The following is an 18,214-nucleotide window of genomic DNA, read 5'->3' as shown; positions in this document are numbered from 1 at the left end:
GACCTATAATATAGGTCCACTTTTGAATTTTTTATGGTGCCACTTGAAGGATGCTTCGTTCGCCGAATTTTTACTGATCCGCATTGACAGATCAGCCGACCAGCCGATGAACCGCCAGATCTACCTGATCATCCGCGACGCGATTCTGGCGCGGCTGCTCCCGGTCGGTTTCCGCATGCCTTCCACGCGCGAGCTGGCGAAAGGCCTCGGCATGTCGCGCAACACCGTCACCTATGGGTATGACCAACTGATGGCGGAAGGTTACCTGGAGAGCCGCACGGGCGCGGGAACCTACGTGGCGGACACCGTGCCCGATCAGTTTTCTCAACGCCAGTTCCCGAAGGCGGCAGCGCCCGATGGCCCCGAGCTGTCGGCGCGGGGCGCCAAACTGATTGCGCAAGCGGGCGCCAGCGATTTGCAGTGGGGCGCCTTCATGCCGGGCGTGCCCGACGTCACGCAATTTCCGCACAGGGTCTGGAGCCGCCTTCAGAACAAGCACTGGCGCCGCTCGCGCGCCGAGCTGCTGACTTACGGAGGGGCCGGCGGCCATGCGCCGCTGCGCGAAGCCATTGCCGAACACTTGCGCATCGCGCGATCGGTCAACTGCCGCGCGGAACAAGTGATCATCACCACGGGAACCCACCAGTCGCTCGACGTCGTTGTCAAACTGCTCGGCGAAGTCGGCGACAGCGCGTGGATCGAGGACCCCTGCTATTGGGGCACGCGCAGCGTGCTCGAATCGACCAGCATCAAGCCGGTCGCGATCCCGGTAGACGACGAAGGACTTGCGTTGCAGCGCGCGGATTTGCGGCGCCCGCCCCGTTTCATTTGCGTCACGCCCTCGCACCAGTACCCGCTGGGCATGGTCATGAGCCTGTCGCGGCGGCGCCTGCTGCTGGAATATGCGGCCACCCAAAAGGCGTGGATTATCGAGGATGACTACGACAGCGAATTCCGGTACGGCAGTCGCCCACTGGCCTCGCTCCAGGGAATGGACCGCCACGACCGGGTGCTGTACATGGGAACATTCAGCAAGACCTTGTTCCCCGGCCTGCGCGTCGGTTTCATTGTGGTGCCCGAATCGCTCGCGGCCGCGGTCAGCACTGCGGTCTCCGAGCTCTATCGAGGCAGCCAGGGATTCCTGCAAGCGGTGCTCGCCGACTTCATGAACGAGGGCCACTTTGCATCGCATGTGCGCCGCATGAGCATTCTGTATGCCGAGCGCCTCCAGGCGCTGCGGAGTGCGATAGAAGGCCACTTCGGCGACAGCATGGCGGCCATCGGCGACGAGGCGGGCCTGCACCTTGTGCTGCGCCTGCCGCCGGGCAGCAACGATGTTGCGATCAGCCGCGCGGCTCGCGCGGCGGGTATCATTGCGCGGCCGCTATCCGGTTATTACGCCGGCCCGGATACCGCCCGTAGCGGCCTGTTGCTCGGCTATGCCTGCGTACCTGTGGAACAGATACGGTCGGCGTTCGACACGCTGGCAGCCATCATCCGGGAACATTGTGGAATGCCATTCATCGGCTCTTGCTCCATCCCCGTCCCTCCAGCCTACGGTACGCTGCCTTTGCGTTCTGCATCGCCCAGATCGCGAGCTCCCTCTTAAACTCTAGTTCCCGTTGGCGACGTTCATACTCTTCCTCTGAGAGAGTTGGACGAACTCTTGCCAGCTCGTTTGCATATTCCACGGCTTCGTTCTTGTGCTCTTCGGCCCGTGCGAAGCTTTCTTTGTTTTCAGCGCTCACATTGTCATAGTCATGTTGGATTTTGAGAATGAATGCCGATGCAATCAATCCACCGGCCAAAGCGAGTAGCGTAGGGTCTAAAGCAGATGCTGCAATCTCGAGGAAAGTTATTTCAAACGCAGAGGCTTCAAATGACTTGAGCGTCAACGGGATTGCTTTAATGCCTAGTCCGAATGAAGCAGTAACAAATCCCATGAGAAGTAACACCCACGGGCGCTTCATGAACCAGCTATCTACAGTCATGTAGAGACTAATGATTATGAAAATTGGAACAACCAAAGTTAGATAAAGCACCGCTCCTCCTCGTATGGTTTGAACAGTTAGAAAAATATAACATCGCTCGAAACCACTCTCATCCAGCTGTTTCCTTGTTGAGTCGGTGAAGTGAACAAATGTACGTTACGTGGTGTAGAAGCACCTGAAATATTGTTGCTAGTTCTACATTAGCATTTTTCCTTCTAGCATTTGAATACGATTGCCGACATGGCCGAGGCGATTCAGTATCGGCGTGCGTTGCGTGAACGATAGTTTGCAGATAGGACTTCCAGACCGCGATGCACACGACATACGCCAATCATGCAGGCCTCCGCAATGCCAGTGCGATTCCGGCAATAGTGAAACTCAATGCGGCAAATTCCTTGAACCCCAAAGGCTCACCCAAGCTGATCGCAGCGGCGACCACGCCCACGATCGGTGTCATCAAGGTCGCCATCGAAGCAGTGGCGGGCGGCAGCCTCCGCAGCGCTGCAAACCAGCTGATATAGCACACGCCCATCGGGACAATCGTCATGTAGACCATCACTGCCGCGCCAGCCGGAGACAGCGCCGACAATTGCGGATGCTCGAACAGCACACCGAGCACGATCATCGGCAGGCAACCGATTGCCAATTGCCATGCGACCGAGGAAAGCGGTGGCATGGCAGTTGGCTTGATCACAATCGTTCCCAATGCAAACAGCCATGCGGCGCCGAGTGCGAACAGGATCCCCGGCAATTTGTCTATGCCCAGTGATAAGCCTTGGTCGCCGAACAGGATGCCCACGCCGGCAATGCACAGCACCAGGCCACAAATGGCCTTGGTCGTCAATCGCTCGCCGAGAAAAGCCGATGCCAGCAGCGTCGCCCACACCGGCATGGTATAGACCAGCAATGCGCCTTGCCCTGCACTTAGCCAGCGCATCGACAGCGTGGAAAAACCCATCCAGGCAAACACGTTGATGGCAGCGCTGATGCACAGCCGGCCGGCCTGCCCGCGCGGCACCGCAAGCGTCTGGCCCGCTCTGGCGGCGATCGCCGCGATAATGATTGCCGCGGTCATTCCTGCCGTTCCGCGCGCAAACAGTGGCGGCCATTCGCGCAGCAGGATTTTCATTGCCGGCCAATTCAAGCCCCAGCCGACCGAGGTGACGATCAGACAAAGAATGCCGATGGAGCGCGCGCTGAGTTTGGCCAAGATGTTTTGCAGTGTCGGGAAGAAGGATGTCTATTCTGTCAGGGTATGTGCCGGTACAGACGCTGCCCAAATGGTACACCGCTCGTACGATTCGCGATGCTGCCGCTATCGGCTCAGCGCGCGAGTCCGGACACGATATGGCCGAGCCGGCGCACCGCGTCATCAATCTCCTCGGAATAACGCCAGCCGCAGCTTACGCGAATGAATGCGTCGTATCGATTCGAGTTTGAAAACATCGATCCCGGCGCGATCAGTATCTGATGACGCAGCGCTTCGTCGAATACCTTTTTCGCGGACAGCTTGTGCGGCAATTCGATCCACAGCGTGATGCCGCCTTGTGGCATGGTCATCCTTGTCCCGAGCGGAAAGCCGGCGGCGATCGCTTCGGCCATGCGTTCGCGTTGCGGCCGCAATGCGGCGCGCAAGCGGCGCAAGTGACGGTCGAAATCGGTGGACGCAATGAATTCGGCCGCGGCGATCTGCGACCATTCTTCATTGTCACGTGTCTGCGCATATTTCAGCATCGCCACCCGCGCCTGCCATTTTCCGGCGACCATCCATCCCAACCGCATGCCGGGCGCCAGGATCTTGTGCAGCGAGGCGCAATAGATCACATTGCCGCTGCGGTCCCATGCCTTGAGGGCATTGAGCGGCACTTCGCTTTCCACCAGCGCGCTGTAGGTATCGTCTTCGATCAGCGCGACGCCATGCTGTTCGCACAAGTGCACCAGCCGCTGCTTGCTGACGTCGGTCATGATGCTGCCGAGCGGGTTTTGCAGATGCGGCACCACCACCACGGCCTTGATGTTGCCGTAGGTTTGCATTGCCAGTTCCAGCGCCTCGATGGAAATGCCGCTACCGGTTCCCGCCGGAATTTCCAGCGCCCGCAATCCCAGGCTTTCCAGGATTTGCAGCAGGCCGTAGAAAGTCGGTGACTCGACAGCGACGGTGTCGCCCGGCTGCGTCACTGCGCGCAGCGCGAGGTTCAGCGCTTCGATACAACCATGCGTGATGGTGATGTCGTCGGGCGAAAGCACCATGCCGAGCGCGAGCGCGCGCCGGGCAAGTATTGCGCGAAACTGCGCATTGCCGCCGGGCGGACAGCTGCGCACCAGCAGTTCCGGATTGCGGCGCAAGGCGCGAATGGCCGCATTCTTCAGTTGTGCGGCCGGATACAGTTCGGGTGCGGCGCGCGCACCAGACAGATTGACCTTGATCGGCGAAGCGCGTCCCTTTGCGATGAAGTCCGATACGCGGGCATGGATGCCAACATATTGGGCGGGATCGGGAGGTAGTCCGAAATTCGGTTCTTCGGGCGGCATCATCGCCACGCGCCTGGGCTGACGCACGAAATAGCCCGAACGCGGCCGCGCTTCTATCCATCCTTCGCTTTCCAGCTGACGGCAAGTTTGGAGCGCGGTCGACAGGCTGACATCGTGCAGCCGCATCATCGACCGTACCGAGGGCATGCGCTCGCCCTGTCCCAGCGTGCCGGCCTTGATGGCGCCGAGATAGTGATTTGCCAACTGCCGATAAAGTGGTTGCGGATCCATACCGGATAATCGCCTGTCCGGGCCAACCGGAACAGATATAGATATCGATAAATTGAACAATAACAGATGCTCGGATGCCGATCTGTTACGGTGCAGTTGATGCCTGCCTGTACCTGTTGCGATGCACGTGCGCTTTTTAACATGGGGCCATGTCAATTCACCGAACGGGATGAAGATCATGGAACGCTTTCCCCAAAGAATTATCTTGCAGCCGGGACAGGCGCTGCAACTACACAGCGCTGCCGGCATGCGCATTGTTGCGGCTTGCGGCCGCGTGCGCATCGACGGGCCGCTCGCCTCGCTTGGCGAACGGATGATCAGCCCGAAATCCATCCTGCACGAAGGCCAAGCGCATGTGCCTGCCGATCCAGGCTGGATCCGGGTAACCGCACAGACTTCAGCCGAGTTGCTTTGCGTTATTGACGAACAGGCTCGGTCCTCGCCGCGGCAATTGCTGTCTGCTGCCATCGGTTTTGCACGGCGGCGCATGGCGACGCATTTCGGTGTCTGAGCTTGCGCACGGCTGGAGCGATAAAGACTTATCATGGCAATTGTCTTTCGCCACGCGCCATCTTGCCGACCAGGCAAGATGCGCAAAATGCCAAGCGCGCATGTTCCAGCATCCATCCGAATTCGTTATGTTCAAAGCCAGTCCGCATCTGCCGGGAGTAGAGTTGTATTCCGCGCGCCTGATCGATCATGCATTCGCGCCGCATGTGCATGACGGCTATTCGCTGGGTGCGATAGAAGCCGGGGTCGAACGTTTCCGTTACCAGGGCGAGGAACACATCGCGCCGGCCGGGACACTGGTCATGCTGAATCCGGACGAACTGCATACCGGAAAAGCCGAAATTGCGACCGGCTGGACTTATCAAATGCTGTACATCGAACCCGATACGCTGCGTGCGATGACCGGCAGCGAAGCCTTCTTTCCAGACGCTGCCGTGCATGACCCCGCGCTGGCTGCCGCCTATCAGGCGGTATTTCGCCAGATGTGGGATGCGCCCGACGACATTGCCTTTGTGTCAGGCTTTACACAGTTGGTGGACGCGCTTGTGGCGCGCTATGGGCGCAATGCACGCGACATCTCGCCAGCCAGCGCACGCACGCAGCAGCGGATGGCGGGTATGCAGCGCGTGCTGGATTGCATCGAGGCCAATCTCGACCAGACGCTCAGCATTGCAACCCTGGCAGCCGAAGCCGGCTTGTCGGTATTTCATTTCGTCCGTACTTTTTCCGCGATCTTTCATGCGACGCCGCACCAGTACCTGCAGGCGCGGCGCGCGGCGCGGGCGAAATTCCTGCTGGCCCGGCGCGCCACGCCATCCGACGCGGCAGCCGCCGCCGGCCTGACCGACCAAAGTCACCTGAACCGCTGGTTCAAGCGCACCTACGGCGTGACGCCGGCGCAGTATCAACAGCAAATCGGTACAAGACCGCCAGGATCGTCGCGCGCATAATCGGGCGCTCTTGCACTTTTTTCTTCTGCATCATGTTGATCGGTTTACTTTGCGCACTGGGAGCGGGCCTGATGTGGGGCCTGGTATTCGTCGCACCCTTGATGCTGGGCGACTATCCTGGCCTGGTATTGTCGTTTGGCCGCTATATCGGCTTTGGCTTGATCGCGCTGGTGCCGGCCTTCTTCGACCGGCAACGCATCGCGGCGTTGACGCGCGCCGACTGGATCGCGGCGATCAAGCTGTCGTTCGTCGGCAATATTCTTTACTACGCAGCACTGGCCACCGCGATACAGCTTGCCGACGCGCCCCTGCCGGCCATGCTGATCGGCACCCTGCCGGTGATCATCTCTATCTTCTCGAACTGGGCGCCCGGCCATCCATCCGAGGCCATTGCATGGCGGCGGCTGGCGCCTTCGCTGGTGATCATCCTGGCCGGACTGATGCTGGTCAATGCGAGCGAACTGGCGCATCTGGACGGCTCACGCTCGCTGCACGACTATGCGCTGGGCTGCTTCATCGCGCTGGGCGCACTGGCTGCGTGGACCTGGTATCCAATCATGAATGCGCGGCACATGAAACGCCATCCGCACATCCGTTCATCGACCTGGTCGACGGCCCAAGGATTGGCGACGCTGCCGCTTGCACTGGCTGGGTTCGCGGCGTATGGCGCCTATACCGGCATGGGCGGCGGCAACTATGACTTTCCATTGGGCCCTCGTCCCTGGCCTTTCATCGGCTTGATGCTGGTGCTGGGTTTGTGCGCCTCATGGCTTGGCACCATGCTCTGGAACAAGGCAAGCCAGCGTCTGCCGACTTCCCTGGCCGGGCAGCTGATCGTGTTCGAAACCTTGTCCGCGCTGCTGTATGCCTTCATCTGGCGCGGTACGATCCCGCCCCTTCCGGTGCTGGCCGGCATTGCGCTGCTGTGCATAGGCGTGATGGTCGGGATGCGCGCCTTCCAGCAAGGCCGCACCGCCTCCGCGGCCGAAGCTGCCGCCGGATAGAAGCGCCGCCGGCTGCTACCATATCGGCATGGCACATCTCTCCTATTCATTCCTGCGCAAGGCGGCTTGCATCGCTGCCGCCGCGCTTCTGCTTGCCTGCAGCCCCAAATACGACTGGCGCGAAGTTCGCAGCCCCGACGCGAACTTCCAGGCGTTGTTTCCCGGCAAGCCATCTTCCCATTCCCGCGCCATCAACCTGGATGGCATCCAGGTCACGATGACCATGACGGCCGCCGACGTCGACGGTGCAAGCTTTGCCGTCGGCAGTGCGACATTGGCCGACGCAGCGCAAGCGGCGGCGGCGCTGACTGCCATGAAGACGGCGATGATCCGTAACATGGGCGGCACCGTCAGGCATGACAAGACGGTGTCGTCGGCAGGCGCCCCGGCCATGACGGAAGTCGAAATCGCCGGGCCCAGCCCATCCACAGCAAGCGACACACGGCTCATGGTCGCCCGCTTTATCGTGAAAGACCGCCGCGTCTACCAGATCGTGGTGGTCGGCCAGGAAAAAAATATCCCGCGAGAACAAATCGATACTTTCTTTACTTCGTTCAAACCGGGTTGAGCCGGCCTGCAGGCTTTCATCAGGTGCGCCGCCGCATGACGGCAGAGAGCCAATGAATGAACTGCGCAAGGCCTCCAATGGTCTGATTTGGCGTATAGCAAATTTACAAAGTCATGCTATCGTTTAATCGTATCGAACCACAATTGGAGGCTCCATGTTGGTCAAATTCAAATCAAAAGCGGCTGCCGAAGTGCTGATGTACGAAGACCATGCCAAGCGCATTCTTGATTTGCTGAACAAGGACGTCCGGCGCGGGGTTATTACCGCAGAGGAAACACCGCGCGCAGTATCGCGACTGGAAGCGGAAATCGCTGAAAGCCGCCTCCATCCGACAACAGAGGAAGTCAGGCGCGACGTGTATGCCCATCACGGCGAGAACGGCGATGACAATGAGCATGAGCCGGTCGAGTTTGTCAGCTTTGCAACCCGTGCCTATCCTTTGCTGGAAATGCTGCGCGCCGCCAAGCATGACGGCCACGACGTGATGTGGGGCGTATAGTGCCGACGGCACGCGAGCTACCGGCTGGCGCACCGGTCGAACAGCGACTCGGCGCCGGCGACGGCACTCCGCTTTTTATCGCCGATTGGCCAGTCGCCGACGCCCGGGGCGATATCGTGCTGATGCACGGGCTGGGCGAACATTGCGCACGCTATGCGCATGTGGCCCGCTTTTTCAATGCACGCGGCTGGTCAGTGCGAACCTATGACCATCGCGGTCATGGACGCTCCGGCGGCGCACGTGGCGACACTCCCAATACCGACGCCATCGTGCAGGATGCCGCCACGGTGATTGCCGACGTGGCCCGCCGCTCGGGGCGGCCGCCGATATTGTTCGGGCATAGCATGGGCGGCCTGTTTGCCGCACGTTGCGCGACGGCCGGCATGGTACCCCTGCGCGGGCTGATCCTGTCGTCGCCGGCGCTCGCGATTCCGCTGTCCGGCGTACATGGCTTGCTGCTGAAGGCGCTTGGTGCGATTGCCCCCGGCCTCGGTGTGCCGAACGGCTTGCAAACCCGTTATCTATCGCATGATCCCGCCATCGTCAGCGCCTATGAAAACGACCCGCTGGTGCATCCGAAAATCAGCGCCCGCCTGCTCAGGGGCATGCTGGATGCCGCCGCATTCGCGCATCGGCATGCTTCTTCGCTAACGCTGCCGACGCTGATGGTGGTGGCAGGCGACGACCGCCTGGTCGATGCATCCGGCAGCGATCGCTTTTTCTCTGCGCTGCGCGCGGGAACCGGGACCATCCACCGTTACACCGGCTATTACCACGAAGTATTGAACGAAGTCGGTGCCCAACGCGTATTCGATGACATCGATGCGTGGCTGGACAAGCATTTTGCCGAGGCCATGAGCCCGGACTGCGCAGTTTGAACGAGCCCGTATGCTGACACCGGCTACAATCCTGTTTTAACTTATTGCTTCATCCGGGGGCAGCGGCATCATGGACTCGTTCGGCATTTACAATTTTGGCCTTTTTCTCGCCGCGGTACTGTTGCTTAATGCCACTCCCGGTCCGGACACCGCGTATATCGTCGGGCGCAGCGTCGCGCAAGGCCGATCCGCAGGTTTGATGTCGGCACTCGGCATTTCGGCCGGCTGCTTCATCCACGCGCTGGCATCGGCGATCGGCCTGAGTGCGGTGCTGGCCGCATCCGCCACGGCATTCATGCTGATCAAGCTGGCTGGCGGCCTGTATCTGATCTATCTCGGCATACGCATGATGCTGACCAAGCCTGCGGGCGCAGCCGCTAGCGCCCAGAGCGATGTGCGTTCGCTGCGCACGATTTTTTGGCAGGCCATGGTGACCAATGTGCTGAATCCCAAAGTCATCCTGTTTTTCCTGGCCTTCATTCCGCAATTCGTGCACGCCGACGCGCCGCACAAGACCGTAGGATTTTTACTGCTCGGCACAGCGTTCGCGTTGATCAGCATGGGCTGGAACAGCGGCACGGCTTTTCTGGCCGGGACACTGGCCCGCCGCGCCGGCAACAACCCGCGCGTCAAGCTATGGCTGGAACGCACCGTCGGCGCGGCGTTCGTCGGCCTTGGCGTCAAGCTGGCATTGACGCGGCAGTAAACTCCTTAAAACAATTGATACGCTGCCCGCGATTTTTTTTCAGGTTCACCACGTGTCCACAATCCGTTTGAAATCCGATTCGCTCGCCTTCAGCCTGCTCGGCGCCGCTCGTGCGGTCACAAAAGTCAAGAGCGGCACTGCGCTGCCGCAGGCATTGGCAAGCGTTTTCGCCCAAGACAATCCGTCGCCGCAGGCGCGCGGTGCCATGCAAGACATTGCCTACCGCACGATGCGCCAACTCGGCCGGGCCGAAGCGCTGCTGGGGCTGCTTGCGAAAAAGGCGCCATCTCCGCCTGAGCTGCACGGCTTGCTCTGCACTGCGCTGGCATTGATACTCCATACCGGCGAGGACGCGCCTTATGAATCATTCACCGTGGTCGATCAGGCGGTCAACGCCTGTGCCGCCGATCCGGGCATGGCGCATGCGAAAGGCATGGTCAATGCGGTATTGCGCCGCTTCCTGCGTGAACGCGATGCATTGCTTGCGCAGATCGCGACAGTCCCTGCGGCCCAATGGAATTATCCGGGCTGGTGGATAGACAGTATCCGCACTGCCTATCCGGCACAGTGGCAAGCGATACTCAATGCGGGCAATACCACGCCGCCGCTGACTCTGCGCGTCAACCGCCGCAAGAGCACGGTGGACGACTATCTTGCGCTGCTGGATGCGCAAGGCATAGCCGCCCGCGCGATCGGCCCCTGCGCCGTGCGCCTTGCTCGTCCAATCCCGGTCGACCAGATTCCCGGTTTTGCCGATGGCGTCGTCTCGGTGCAGGACGCCGCGGCGCAACTGGCTGCACCGCTGCTCGATCTGCACGACGGCATGCGGGTACTCGATGCCTGTGCCGCTCCGGGCGGCAAGACCGGGCACATTCTGGAACAGGCAACGGTGGACCTGCTGGCGCTGGACAGCGATGCACGGCGACTGACGCGCATCTCGGAAAACCTTGAACGCTTGGGACTGGGAGCAACGCTGCGGCAGGGCGATGCAGCCGAACGCGGCTGGTGGGATGGCCGGCCGTTCGACCGCATTCTGGCCGACGTACCGTGTACCGCGTCCGGCATCGTCCGGCGTCATCCCGATATTCGATGGCTGCGCCGCAAGGCCGACGCCGCGCAACTGGCGTCCGTATCGGCACGCATTCTCGATAATCTGTGGCAGATGCTGCGACCGGACGGCACACTGCTGTTCGTCACCTGTTCGCTTTGGCCACAGGAATCGGAAGCCCAGGCTGCAGCCTTTGCCGTCAGAAACGGCGCACTCAGACTGTCGGCACCGGGTCAGTTGCTGCCCGTCTCGGAAGCGCAGCAAGATCACGATGGTTTGTTCTATGCGCTATTCCAAAAGAGCGCTGTCTGATAGTATCTTTTGCAATAAACCGGTCTCTGCTGGAAGGCGCATGAATACATACACTTGCACGTTCGCAAATTCTTGTCAGATAAGTCAGGATATGACAGCGGCACGCCAACTTTCCGCCCGGAGGTCATTCACAGATACGCCATCGTGGCTGCAAGGCTGACCGGACAATATTGTCCCGGCATGCCTCAACTTTCCTGAACAATGCCCCGATACGAGTGACTCATCGCTTTTTCCGATTTCTGACCGGCTGGTTCCTGGCAGCGCTGTTGCTTGCGCCGGTCCTGTCGCTGCCCGCGCGTGCCGCGGAAGGCGTCGATATTACCCGTGCCACTCTGGAAAGCACTGACGACGGGTACCGGCTCGCGCTGGCATTTTCATTCGAGTTGACGCGCGGACTGGAAGACGCGGTCACGCGGGGCATTCCGTTGTACTTTACGACCGATGTGCAGATCAATCGCCCGCGCTGGTACTGGTTTGATGAAAAAACCATCAGTGCGTCGCAAACGATCCGGATTTCCTACAATGTACTGACCCATCAGTACCATGCGTCGATCGGCGGCCGGCTGCAGCAAAGCTTCGCTACCCTCGACGATGCGCTGTCGCTCGTGCGTCGCCCAAGCCGCTGGATCGTTGCGGAAAAAGGTGCGCTCAAGTCCGGCGAAACCTATTACGTAGCGGTCCGCATGGGACTTGATGTGGCGCGGCTGCCCAAGCCGTTCCAGGTACATGCGCTCAACAGTTCCGACTGGCGCTTTTCGTCGGACTGGCAACAGTTCACTTTCAGGGCCGAATAAACGTGCAGCGTTTCCTGCGTTATTTCCTCGTCGTCGGCGGTGCGATCGTCAGCATCCTGCTGTTCCTGCTGGCGTCGGCCTCCGAGAACTCGGCGTTCTTCGACCGGCATTATCCGGAGCTGCTGGTACTGAACGCCGTGATCGCGGTCGCACTGCTGGCCTTGGTCGCCCTGCTGCTGGGACGGCTATACAAGGGTTACAAGCGAAGGGAATTCGGCTCACGGCTCATGGCGCGACTGGTGCTCCTGTTCGCCGTCATCGGTATTTTGCCGGGCACCGTCATCTATATTGTGTCGGTGCAGTTCGTATCGCGCTCGATCGAATCCTGGTTCGACGTGCGGGTCGAATCGGCGCTGGAATCCGGTCTGACGTTGGGACGTACCGCACTCGACGGCTCCCTCGCCGACCTCAGCGCAAAGGCGCGCAGCATTGCGCTCGAACTTTCCGAACTATCCGAGTCGTCGCAAGTGACGCAACTGACGCGGCTGCGTGATCAAAGTCAAATGCAGGAAGCAACTATCGTTACTTCCAACGGTCAAATCGTGGCAACCGTCGGCGGCCGCCTGGCCAGCTTTATTCCCGACCTGCCGACCGCTGCCATGCTGCGTCAGGCACGCCTGACGCGAGCGTATTCGGCCATTGAGGGAGGCTTTGATTTTCACGAGAATCCGGCAAAGGAAAATAACGAAACGGCGGAGCAGCAGGCAGCGCCGGCTGCTGCCTCCGGTGAAGCTGCCGGCCTGCGGTTACGCGTCGTGGTAGCCATTCCTGCGTCGAACAACGGGCTCAGCCTGCAAAGCGAATCGCGCTTCCTGCAGTTGCTGCAACCGGTACCGTCGCATCTGGCCGCGAATGCCGAAGCATTGCGTGCCGCCTATAGCGAATATCAGGAACGCTCGCTCGCGCGCACAGGCTTGCGCAAGATTTATATTGTGACCTTGACGCTGACCTTGCTGCTCGCGATCTTCGGCGCGATCGCAGCCGCCTTTCTGATCGCCGGCGATCTTGCGCAACCGCTGCTGGTACTGGCCGAGGGTACCAAAGCGGTTGCAGAGGGCAATCTGTCGCCGCGACCGATCGTGGCAACCTCCGATGAACTCGGCACGCTGACGCAGTCGTTCAACACCATGACGCGCCAATTGTCGGAGGCGCGCATCTCGGTCGAGCGCAATCGCACGGCGCTGGAAAACGCGAAGGCTTATCTGGAATCGGTGCTGGCCAATATGTCGGCCGGCGTGATGGTCCTGGATGGACAATTCCGCCTGGTCACCTGCAATGAATCGGTCGAGCGAATTTTGCATCATGATTTCGATCCGCATATCGGCCAGTCGCTCGCCACCATTGCCGGTCTGGAGCCGATGGCAACGGCAATCACGAAAGCCTTTTCAGAACAGAGCGCACAATCCGCCGGCAGCACGGAAGAATTGCACTGGCAAAAACAGATCGAAGTACCGCGCCGCAGTGCAGGCACGGAAGGCGAAAACGATATCACCCTGCTTGCGCGAGGATCCTACCTGCCGATTGCCGGCGGAAAAGGCTATATCGTCGTGTTCGACGATATTTCCGATGTGATTTCCGCCCAGCGCTCGATTGCCTGGGGCGAAGTTGCGCGGCGGCTTGCGCATGAAATCAAGAATCCTCTGACGCCCATACAGTTGTCGGCAGAACGATTACAGATGAAGCTGGAAGCTAAACTTACCGAGCCTGATGTTGCAATGTTGACCAAGAGTACGGCAACGATAGTCAACCAGGTCTCGGCAATGAAACGTATGGTCGATGATTTCCGCGATTATGCGAAGACACCACCGGCAGTATTGACGCCCTTGCATCTGAATGAGCTGGTAGAGGAAATCCTGCATCTGTACACCGCCGGTGACGAGCGCGACATTATTCATGCGTCGCTCGGGTCCGGCTTGCCGCAGGTAATGGGAGATGAAACCCAGCTACGGCAAGTCATTCACAATCTGCTCCAAAACGCCCAGGATGCCGTCGCCGACCGGGTGCCGGGTGCAGAAAAGGCGCGTGTCGATGTCCTTACGGAAACCGTGCATTATCAGGATTCCGATGGCAGCCGTAACACCGCAGTGCGACTTTCGGTAACGGACAATGGCCCGGGATTTTCCGCGAAGATACTGTCGCGCGCCTTCGAGCCCTACGTTACCTCAAAGGCACGTGGTACCGGACTAGGTTTGGCCATGGTCAAGAAGATTATCGATGAACACGGCGGGCGAATTGATATCAAAAACCAATCGAGCGGAAATGGTGCAAAAGTGGCAATTTTACTGTTAAAGTTAGCGCCGACCTGAACCAGACCCTGGCATCAACGAACTTGGCAACGATAGAAGCAAATAAGGTAAGCATATGGCAAATATTCTGGTAGTCGATGATGAAATGGGAATCCGGGAATTGCTTTCCGAAATCCTCGGAGATGAAGGTCACGTCGTTACCACTGCGGAAAACGCACAGCAGGCGCGTGACGTTCGCGCACAAGGCACGCCGGATCTTGTATTGCTCGATATCTGGATGCCTGATACCGATGGCGTCACCTTGCTCAAGGAATGGCAGCGCGATGGTTTGCTGACCATGCCGGTCATCATGATGTCCGGGCATGCGACGATCGATACAGCGGTGGAAGCAACACGCATCGGAGCGCTCAACTTCCTTGAAAAGCCAATCGCTTTGCAAAAATTACTCAAGGCCGTGCAGCAAGGGCTGACCCGCACCCCGGAAACCATTCGCCCGACTTCTGCCTATCCAGCTCGGCCGGCCCCGGTGGTTGCCTATGAAGAACCGATCATAGCAACCGCGGCAGCGAACGGCGCCTATGCTCCGGGTCTGGCCAGCGGCCACACTGCGCCAGTTTCGCAACCGGCAGCCGAAACGCCATTGTCAGGCTTGTCCTTCGATATGCCTTTACGCGAGGCACGCGATGCATTCGAGCGGGCCTACTTCGAGCATCATCTGGTTCGCGAAGGTGGCAGCATGACACGTGTTGCGGAGCGTACCGGCCTGGAGCGCACGCATCTTTATCGCAAGCTCAAGCAGCTCGGCGTAGAGCCAAGCAAAGTGTCCAGAAAAGGCTAAGCGCCGGGTGACTCTGACCACTTTGGTCGTCGGTGGTACTGCCGCCTCGCGCGAAGCGGCGATCGCGCCTCTGCTCGATCCGCATCTGGAAACCGCCTTGCTGCTTGAAGGTTTGCCAGATGGACTATCCTCACTCGATGCGACGATGCAATTTCCCCAGTTGCAGATTTCCCGCATTGCACCTGGCTGCCTGTGCTGTACCGGCAATCTGACCATGCGCGTGACGCTGAATCGCCTGCTCAGAAAGAAGCCGCTGCGGCTTTACATAGGCATTGCGACATCCACTCATCTGGAAACCCTGCGACTGTTTCTCGCACAGCCGCCTTACGATTCCCTACTGCAATTGACGAGCGACCTTCACGTTAGAGCGGATTGCGGGTCAGCGTAGGGGTCGCGTTCGGACCAGAAGGGATGCAGTGCAAGGCGCGGCACGCCGCACAGGGTGGCCCCCTGTGCAAGCGGCGCAACGCCGCAATGCGCCCTTCTGGTCCGAACCCTTCGGGCAGCCCCGGGAACTGGCCGCCTGCGGTGTTACGGCTCCTTGCCGTAGCCCCCGCTACGACGCGTCGCCGTGCCTAGCATTCGGCCAGTTCCCGGGGCTGCGCGACCCCTACGCTGAACCGCAATCCGCTCTAATGTGCCTCGCCAATCGCTTGTATGTAAACCGGCAACATATACCGGTGTATTTCCTTCGCGCATTCAATCATCCTCTTCCGATTTTCCTCTTCCATCTTGAAAAGCGTGGAGGTGGCCTCATTTTTGCATTGAAGGAAAGCGTGTTACCTACACTGTCCCCGTAACAAGGAGCGCAACATGAACTTAATCTACAACAGCGAGCAGTACAGCGTAGTGGAGTTTGGCGCAGATGACGGTCGCGAAGCATTGCGCTTTGGCGGATACGAAATCATGGATAAATCCGGCAAACGTGAAATCTTCATCGGAGGTACGCTCGCCCGGTCGTTCCGCGAAGAAGTGGAAAACCTCATCGCGACCGAACCGAGCGTTGAAGAAATCGATGACTTCCTCGGTAAATATGACGCGTTGATGCGTCAGCCAGTCACGCTCCATTAATTTTTTTCAAACGGCCCTACGGAAGCGTGATTGTTTCTGTAGCCTTTTATCAAAAGTTTCCGGCCTGAGGGCCGGATTACCAACCAACCGACCTCCCGCTGTCGCTGCATTCCACGTCTGCCCTATGGCATGATGGCGGCATTTCAATCGGCTTCTGTTTCTGATGCAAGCAAACCTCGGCCTGCCCTTGCGCAGGCTTGGCGTTGCACGGTCGTCGGATTGCGAAGCGGGAACGGGTGCAGAATGGACCAGCTCAATGCATTAAAGGCATTCTGCCGTGTGGTGGAAGCTGGCAGCTTTTCGGCCGCAGCCGCCGAACTCAAGGTATCGCACACACTGATATCCAGGCAGGTACGCCAGCTTGAGACTTTGCTCGGCGCGCGCTTGCTCAATCGCACGACACGGCGGTTGGCGCTGACCGAAGCTGGTCATGCTTACCATGAACGCGCGCGCCGAATTCTGGCCGAATTGCTGGAGGCTGATCTCGCAGTTTCTCATCATCATGCCGCCCCGCGCGGCGTATTGCGCGTCAATGCGCCCATGGCTTTCGGTACCCTTGACCTGGCGCTATGGCTGCCGCGCTTCATGACGCGCTATCCGGATCTGCGCGTCGATCTGGTGTGCAACGATCGCAATGTCGACCTGATCGAAGATGGCTTTGACGTCGGCATACGTCTTGCGCGTGACTTGCCCGATTCGAGTCTGGTAGCCAAGGCCTTGGCGTCTATACCAGCCATGCTGGTGGCATCGCCCCTTTATCTGAGCCGATGCGGTATGCCGGTCGCGCCGGCACAATTGACTGACCATAACTGCCTGACCTATACCATGGTGCCGCGTCCGCAGGAATGGAGTTTCACCGCGCCCGATGGGCAGCCGCTTACGGTAACGGTCAAAGGCAGCCTGCAAGCCAATACCGGTGTGGCGCTTCGGCACGCGGCGCTCGAAGGCATCGGCATTGCGACCACCGCGCCATTCATAGTGCATGAGGATCTTGCGCAGGGCCGGCTGGTGCAGGTGCTCTCCGACTCCCCGATGCGGCCGCGCACCTTGTACGCGGTATATCCGCATAATCGCCATCTGTCGCCGAAAGTTCGCGCCTTTGTCGATTTCGCCGCCGACATTTATCGCGCGCCGGCTTGGGCCTGAGCTCCAGCCAACCTGTTATGTTCAGTCGCGAGTACCCTTCGCGATTCGACGTGTATTACTTACAACCCAGTCGCGCGCCGTTTTTTTACCATTCGTTTATGTACGCCAATTCTCGTTCCATCAGCAGCGCCCAGACTACCATTCATGAGCAATTGTTCATGCTGGTCGACAAACATGCACGGTCACAATTCCAGAAGCCGATCATGCCTTATAACAAGGAGGCCTTCGACGCCAGCATTGCCGCATGGACAAGGGCGGGGAATGCCCCTCTGATACTCGACGCCGGCTGCGGCGTGGGATTGTCGAGCCTGCATCTCGCCACACGATATCCCGACTCTTTCATCATCGGCGTGGATCAGTCGGCAGACCGGCTGTCGCGCAATACCCAATGGCGCGGTGATACGCCCGATAACCTCATCACCGTGCGCGCCGATCTGGTTGACTACTGGCGCCTGTTGCAAACCGCCGGAGTGCAATTGGCGCGCCATTACATCCTGTACCCGAATCCATGGCCGAAGGTTGGACAGCTTGCGCGCCGCTGGCATGGCCATGCAGTTTTTCCGACCCTCGCGAGCCTGGGCGGCGAACTGGAATGCAGAAGCAACTGGCGCATCTATATTGAAGAGTTTGCCGCGGCGCTCGCTCACCTGAGCGGGCAGGCAGTAACTTGCGAGTCCTATGTCACGGAGGCACCAATCACACCCTTCGAACGGAAATACATCGCGTCCGGCCATAGCCTGTGGCGCTGCCGCCTCAATCTTGGCTGCCTGAACCGCAGCAAATTTATCGAAAAAGTGGATATGTTGGGCGAAATAAACGGCAAATCCACGGTCTATTGACAAAAAACAAATGCCATACCGGTTCAATGGAAATCCCCTATTTATGGCATT

General features: G+C 59.4%; 19 protein-coding genes. 16 read left to right on the top strand and 3 right to left on the bottom strand.

Annotated features, from left to right (window positions below; all coding sequences use genetic code 11):
* The first annotated feature begins 43 nt into the window (after positions 1 to 43).
* Entirely contained in the window at positions 44 to 1,609 is a 1,566-nt protein-coding gene (pdxR, locus tag D3871_RS02250; RefSeq protein ID WP_119767428.1) for a MocR-like pyridoxine biosynthesis transcription factor PdxR, read from the top strand.
* Here pdxR and D3871_RS02245 read toward each other — a convergent pair.
* The 3 genes from D3871_RS02245 to D3871_RS02235 all read right to left on the bottom strand — a co-directional run bounded on the left by D3871_RS02245 (position 1,521) and on the right by D3871_RS02235 (position 4,754).
* The gene (locus D3871_RS02245; protein ID WP_119767427.1) at positions 1,521 to 2,042 is read right to left on the bottom strand and encodes a hypothetical protein; all 522 of its coding nucleotides are present in this window, start codon (positions 2,040 to 2,042) and stop codon (positions 1,521 to 1,523) included. The two genes, pdxR and D3871_RS02245, sit on opposite strands and share 89 nt — an antisense overlap.
* 280 nt (positions 2,043 to 2,322) lie before the next feature.
* Positions 2,323 to 3,201, bottom strand: coding sequence for a DMT family transporter (locus tag D3871_RS02240; RefSeq protein ID WP_233575483.1), 879 nt, complete (start codon positions 3,199 to 3,201; stop codon positions 2,323 to 2,325).
* A gap of 113 nt (positions 3,202 to 3,314) precedes the next feature.
* Positions 3,315 to 4,754: an aminotransferase-like domain-containing protein gene (locus D3871_RS02235; protein WP_119767426.1), complete on the bottom strand. Its 1,440-nt coding sequence runs from the start codon at positions 4,752 to 4,754 to the stop codon at positions 3,315 to 3,317.
* A gap of 178 nt (positions 4,755 to 4,932) precedes the next feature.
* On the opposite strand from D3871_RS02235, the gene D3871_RS02230 reads away from it, so the two are divergent.
* The 15 genes from D3871_RS02230 (at position 4,933) to trmB (ending at position 18,163) form a co-directional block, all read left to right on the top strand.
* A complete protein-coding gene (locus tag D3871_RS02230) occupies positions 4,933 to 5,265 on the top strand; it encodes a hypothetical protein (RefSeq protein ID WP_119767425.1) in 333 nt (110 codons plus the stop codon).
* A gap of 127 nt (positions 5,266 to 5,392) precedes the next feature.
* On the top strand, positions 5,393 to 6,214 hold the full coding sequence (locus D3871_RS02225) for an AraC family transcriptional regulator (RefSeq protein WP_233575482.1): 822 nt from the start codon (positions 5,393 to 5,395) through the stop codon (positions 6,212 to 6,214).
* 32 nt (positions 6,215 to 6,246) lie between these two features.
* Positions 6,247 to 7,218 (top strand): DMT family transporter, encoded by a 972-nt coding sequence (locus D3871_RS02220; RefSeq protein ID WP_119767423.1) that lies wholly within the window; start codon positions 6,247 to 6,249, stop codon positions 7,216 to 7,218.
* Positions 7,219 to 7,246: 28 nt separating this feature from the next.
* Positions 7,247 to 7,786 carry a hypothetical protein gene (locus tag D3871_RS02215; RefSeq protein WP_119767422.1) on the top strand — a complete coding sequence of 180 codons (540 nt, stop codon included), beginning with the start codon at positions 7,247 to 7,249 and terminating at the stop codon, positions 7,784 to 7,786.
* A gap of 154 nt (positions 7,787 to 7,940) precedes the next feature.
* Positions 7,941 to 8,285 carry a DUF1840 domain-containing protein gene (locus D3871_RS02210; protein ID WP_119767421.1) on the top strand — a complete coding sequence of 115 codons (345 nt, stop codon included), beginning with the start codon at positions 7,941 to 7,943 and terminating at the stop codon, positions 8,283 to 8,285.
* Positions 8,285 to 9,163 carry an alpha/beta hydrolase gene (locus D3871_RS02205; protein ID WP_233575481.1) on the top strand — a complete coding sequence of 293 codons (879 nt, stop codon included), beginning with the start codon at positions 8,285 to 8,287 and terminating at the stop codon, positions 9,161 to 9,163. Before D3871_RS02210 ends, D3871_RS02205 begins: the two co-directional genes overlap by 1 nt.
* A gap of 70 nt (positions 9,164 to 9,233) precedes the next feature.
* Positions 9,234 to 9,869 (top strand): LysE family translocator, encoded by a 636-nt coding sequence (locus D3871_RS02200; protein WP_119767420.1) that lies wholly within the window; start codon positions 9,234 to 9,236, stop codon positions 9,867 to 9,869.
* 52 nt (positions 9,870 to 9,921) lie between these two features.
* Entirely contained in the window at positions 9,922 to 11,229 is a 1,308-nt protein-coding gene (gene rsmB / locus D3871_RS02195) for a 16S rRNA (cytosine(967)-C(5))-methyltransferase RsmB (protein WP_119767419.1), read from the top strand.
* A gap of 215 nt (positions 11,230 to 11,444) precedes the next feature.
* Positions 11,445 to 12,023: a DUF4390 domain-containing protein gene (locus D3871_RS02190; protein WP_199724714.1), complete on the top strand. Its 579-nt coding sequence runs from the start codon at positions 11,445 to 11,447 to the stop codon at positions 12,021 to 12,023.
* A gap of 2 nt (positions 12,024 to 12,025) precedes the next feature.
* Positions 12,026 to 14,329 (top strand): sensor histidine kinase, encoded by a 2,304-nt coding sequence (locus tag D3871_RS02185; protein WP_119767418.1) that lies wholly within the window; start codon positions 12,026 to 12,028, stop codon positions 14,327 to 14,329.
* Positions 14,330 to 14,384: 55 nt separating this feature from the next.
* Complete coding sequence (locus tag D3871_RS02180) at positions 14,385 to 15,107, top strand: response regulator (RefSeq protein WP_119767417.1); 723 nt, start codon at positions 14,385 to 14,387, stop codon at positions 15,105 to 15,107.
* 7 nt (positions 15,108 to 15,114) lie between these two features.
* Positions 15,115 to 15,495, top strand: a complete 381-nt coding sequence (locus D3871_RS02175; protein WP_119767416.1) for a GTPase — start codon at positions 15,115 to 15,117, stop codon at positions 15,493 to 15,495.
* A gap of 425 nt (positions 15,496 to 15,920) precedes the next feature.
* Complete coding sequence (locus tag D3871_RS02170) at positions 15,921 to 16,178, top strand: BTH_I0359 family protein (RefSeq protein WP_057292409.1); 258 nt, start codon at positions 15,921 to 15,923, stop codon at positions 16,176 to 16,178.
* A 243-nt stretch (positions 16,179 to 16,421) separates the two neighbouring features.
* The gene (locus D3871_RS02165; protein WP_119767415.1) at positions 16,422 to 17,324 is read left to right on the top strand and encodes a LysR family transcriptional regulator; all 903 of its coding nucleotides are present in this window, start codon (positions 16,422 to 16,424) and stop codon (positions 17,322 to 17,324) included.
* 98 nt (positions 17,325 to 17,422) lie between these two features.
* The gene (trmB, locus tag D3871_RS02160) at positions 17,423 to 18,163 is read left to right on the top strand and encodes a tRNA (guanine(46)-N(7))-methyltransferase TrmB (protein WP_119769829.1); all 741 of its coding nucleotides are present in this window, start codon (positions 17,423 to 17,425) and stop codon (positions 18,161 to 18,163) included.
* Positions 18,164 to 18,214: the final 51 nt, after the last annotated feature.

Source organism: Noviherbaspirillum saxi, assembly GCF_003591035.1.
Taxonomy (GTDB): Bacteria; Pseudomonadota; Gammaproteobacteria; order Burkholderiales; family Burkholderiaceae_D; genus Noviherbaspirillum; species Noviherbaspirillum saxi.
Note: the sequence above shows the minus strand (reverse complement) of the source record. Positions and strands in the feature narration are given on the sequence as shown.

Bases quoted from the DNA above. Each gene is read 5' to 3' on its own strand.
- D3871_RS02235 (WP_119767426.1), bottom strand. From the start codon at position 4,754: ATGGATCCGCAACCACTTTATCGGCAGTTGGCAAATCACTATCTCGGC.
- D3871_RS02230 (WP_119767425.1), top strand. From the start codon at position 4,933: ATGGAACGCTTTCCCCAAAGAATTATCTTGCAGCCGGGACAGGCGCTG.
- D3871_RS02225 (WP_233575482.1), top strand. From the start codon at position 5,393: ATGTTCAAAGCCAGTCCGCATCTGCCGGGAGTAGAGTTGTATTCCGCG.
- D3871_RS02220 (WP_119767423.1), top strand. From the start codon at position 6,247: ATGTTGATCGGTTTACTTTGCGCACTGGGAGCGGGCCTGATGTGGGGC.
- D3871_RS02215 (WP_119767422.1), top strand. From the start codon at position 7,247: ATGGCACATCTCTCCTATTCATTCCTGCGCAAGGCGGCTTGCATCGCT.
- D3871_RS02210 (WP_119767421.1), top strand. From the start codon at position 7,941: ATGTTGGTCAAATTCAAATCAAAAGCGGCTGCCGAAGTGCTGATGTAC.
- D3871_RS02200 (WP_119767420.1), top strand. From the start codon at position 9,234: ATGGACTCGTTCGGCATTTACAATTTTGGCCTTTTTCTCGCCGCGGTA.
- D3871_RS02180 (WP_119767417.1), top strand. From the start codon at position 14,385: ATGGCAAATATTCTGGTAGTCGATGATGAAATGGGAATCCGGGAATTG.
- D3871_RS02170 (WP_057292409.1), top strand. From the start codon at position 15,921: ATGAACTTAATCTACAACAGCGAGCAGTACAGCGTAGTGGAGTTTGGC.
- D3871_RS02165 (WP_119767415.1), top strand. From the start codon at position 16,422: ATGGACCAGCTCAATGCATTAAAGGCATTCTGCCGTGTGGTGGAAGCT.
- trmB (WP_119769829.1), top strand. From the start codon at position 17,423: ATGTACGCCAATTCTCGTTCCATCAGCAGCGCCCAGACTACCATTCAT.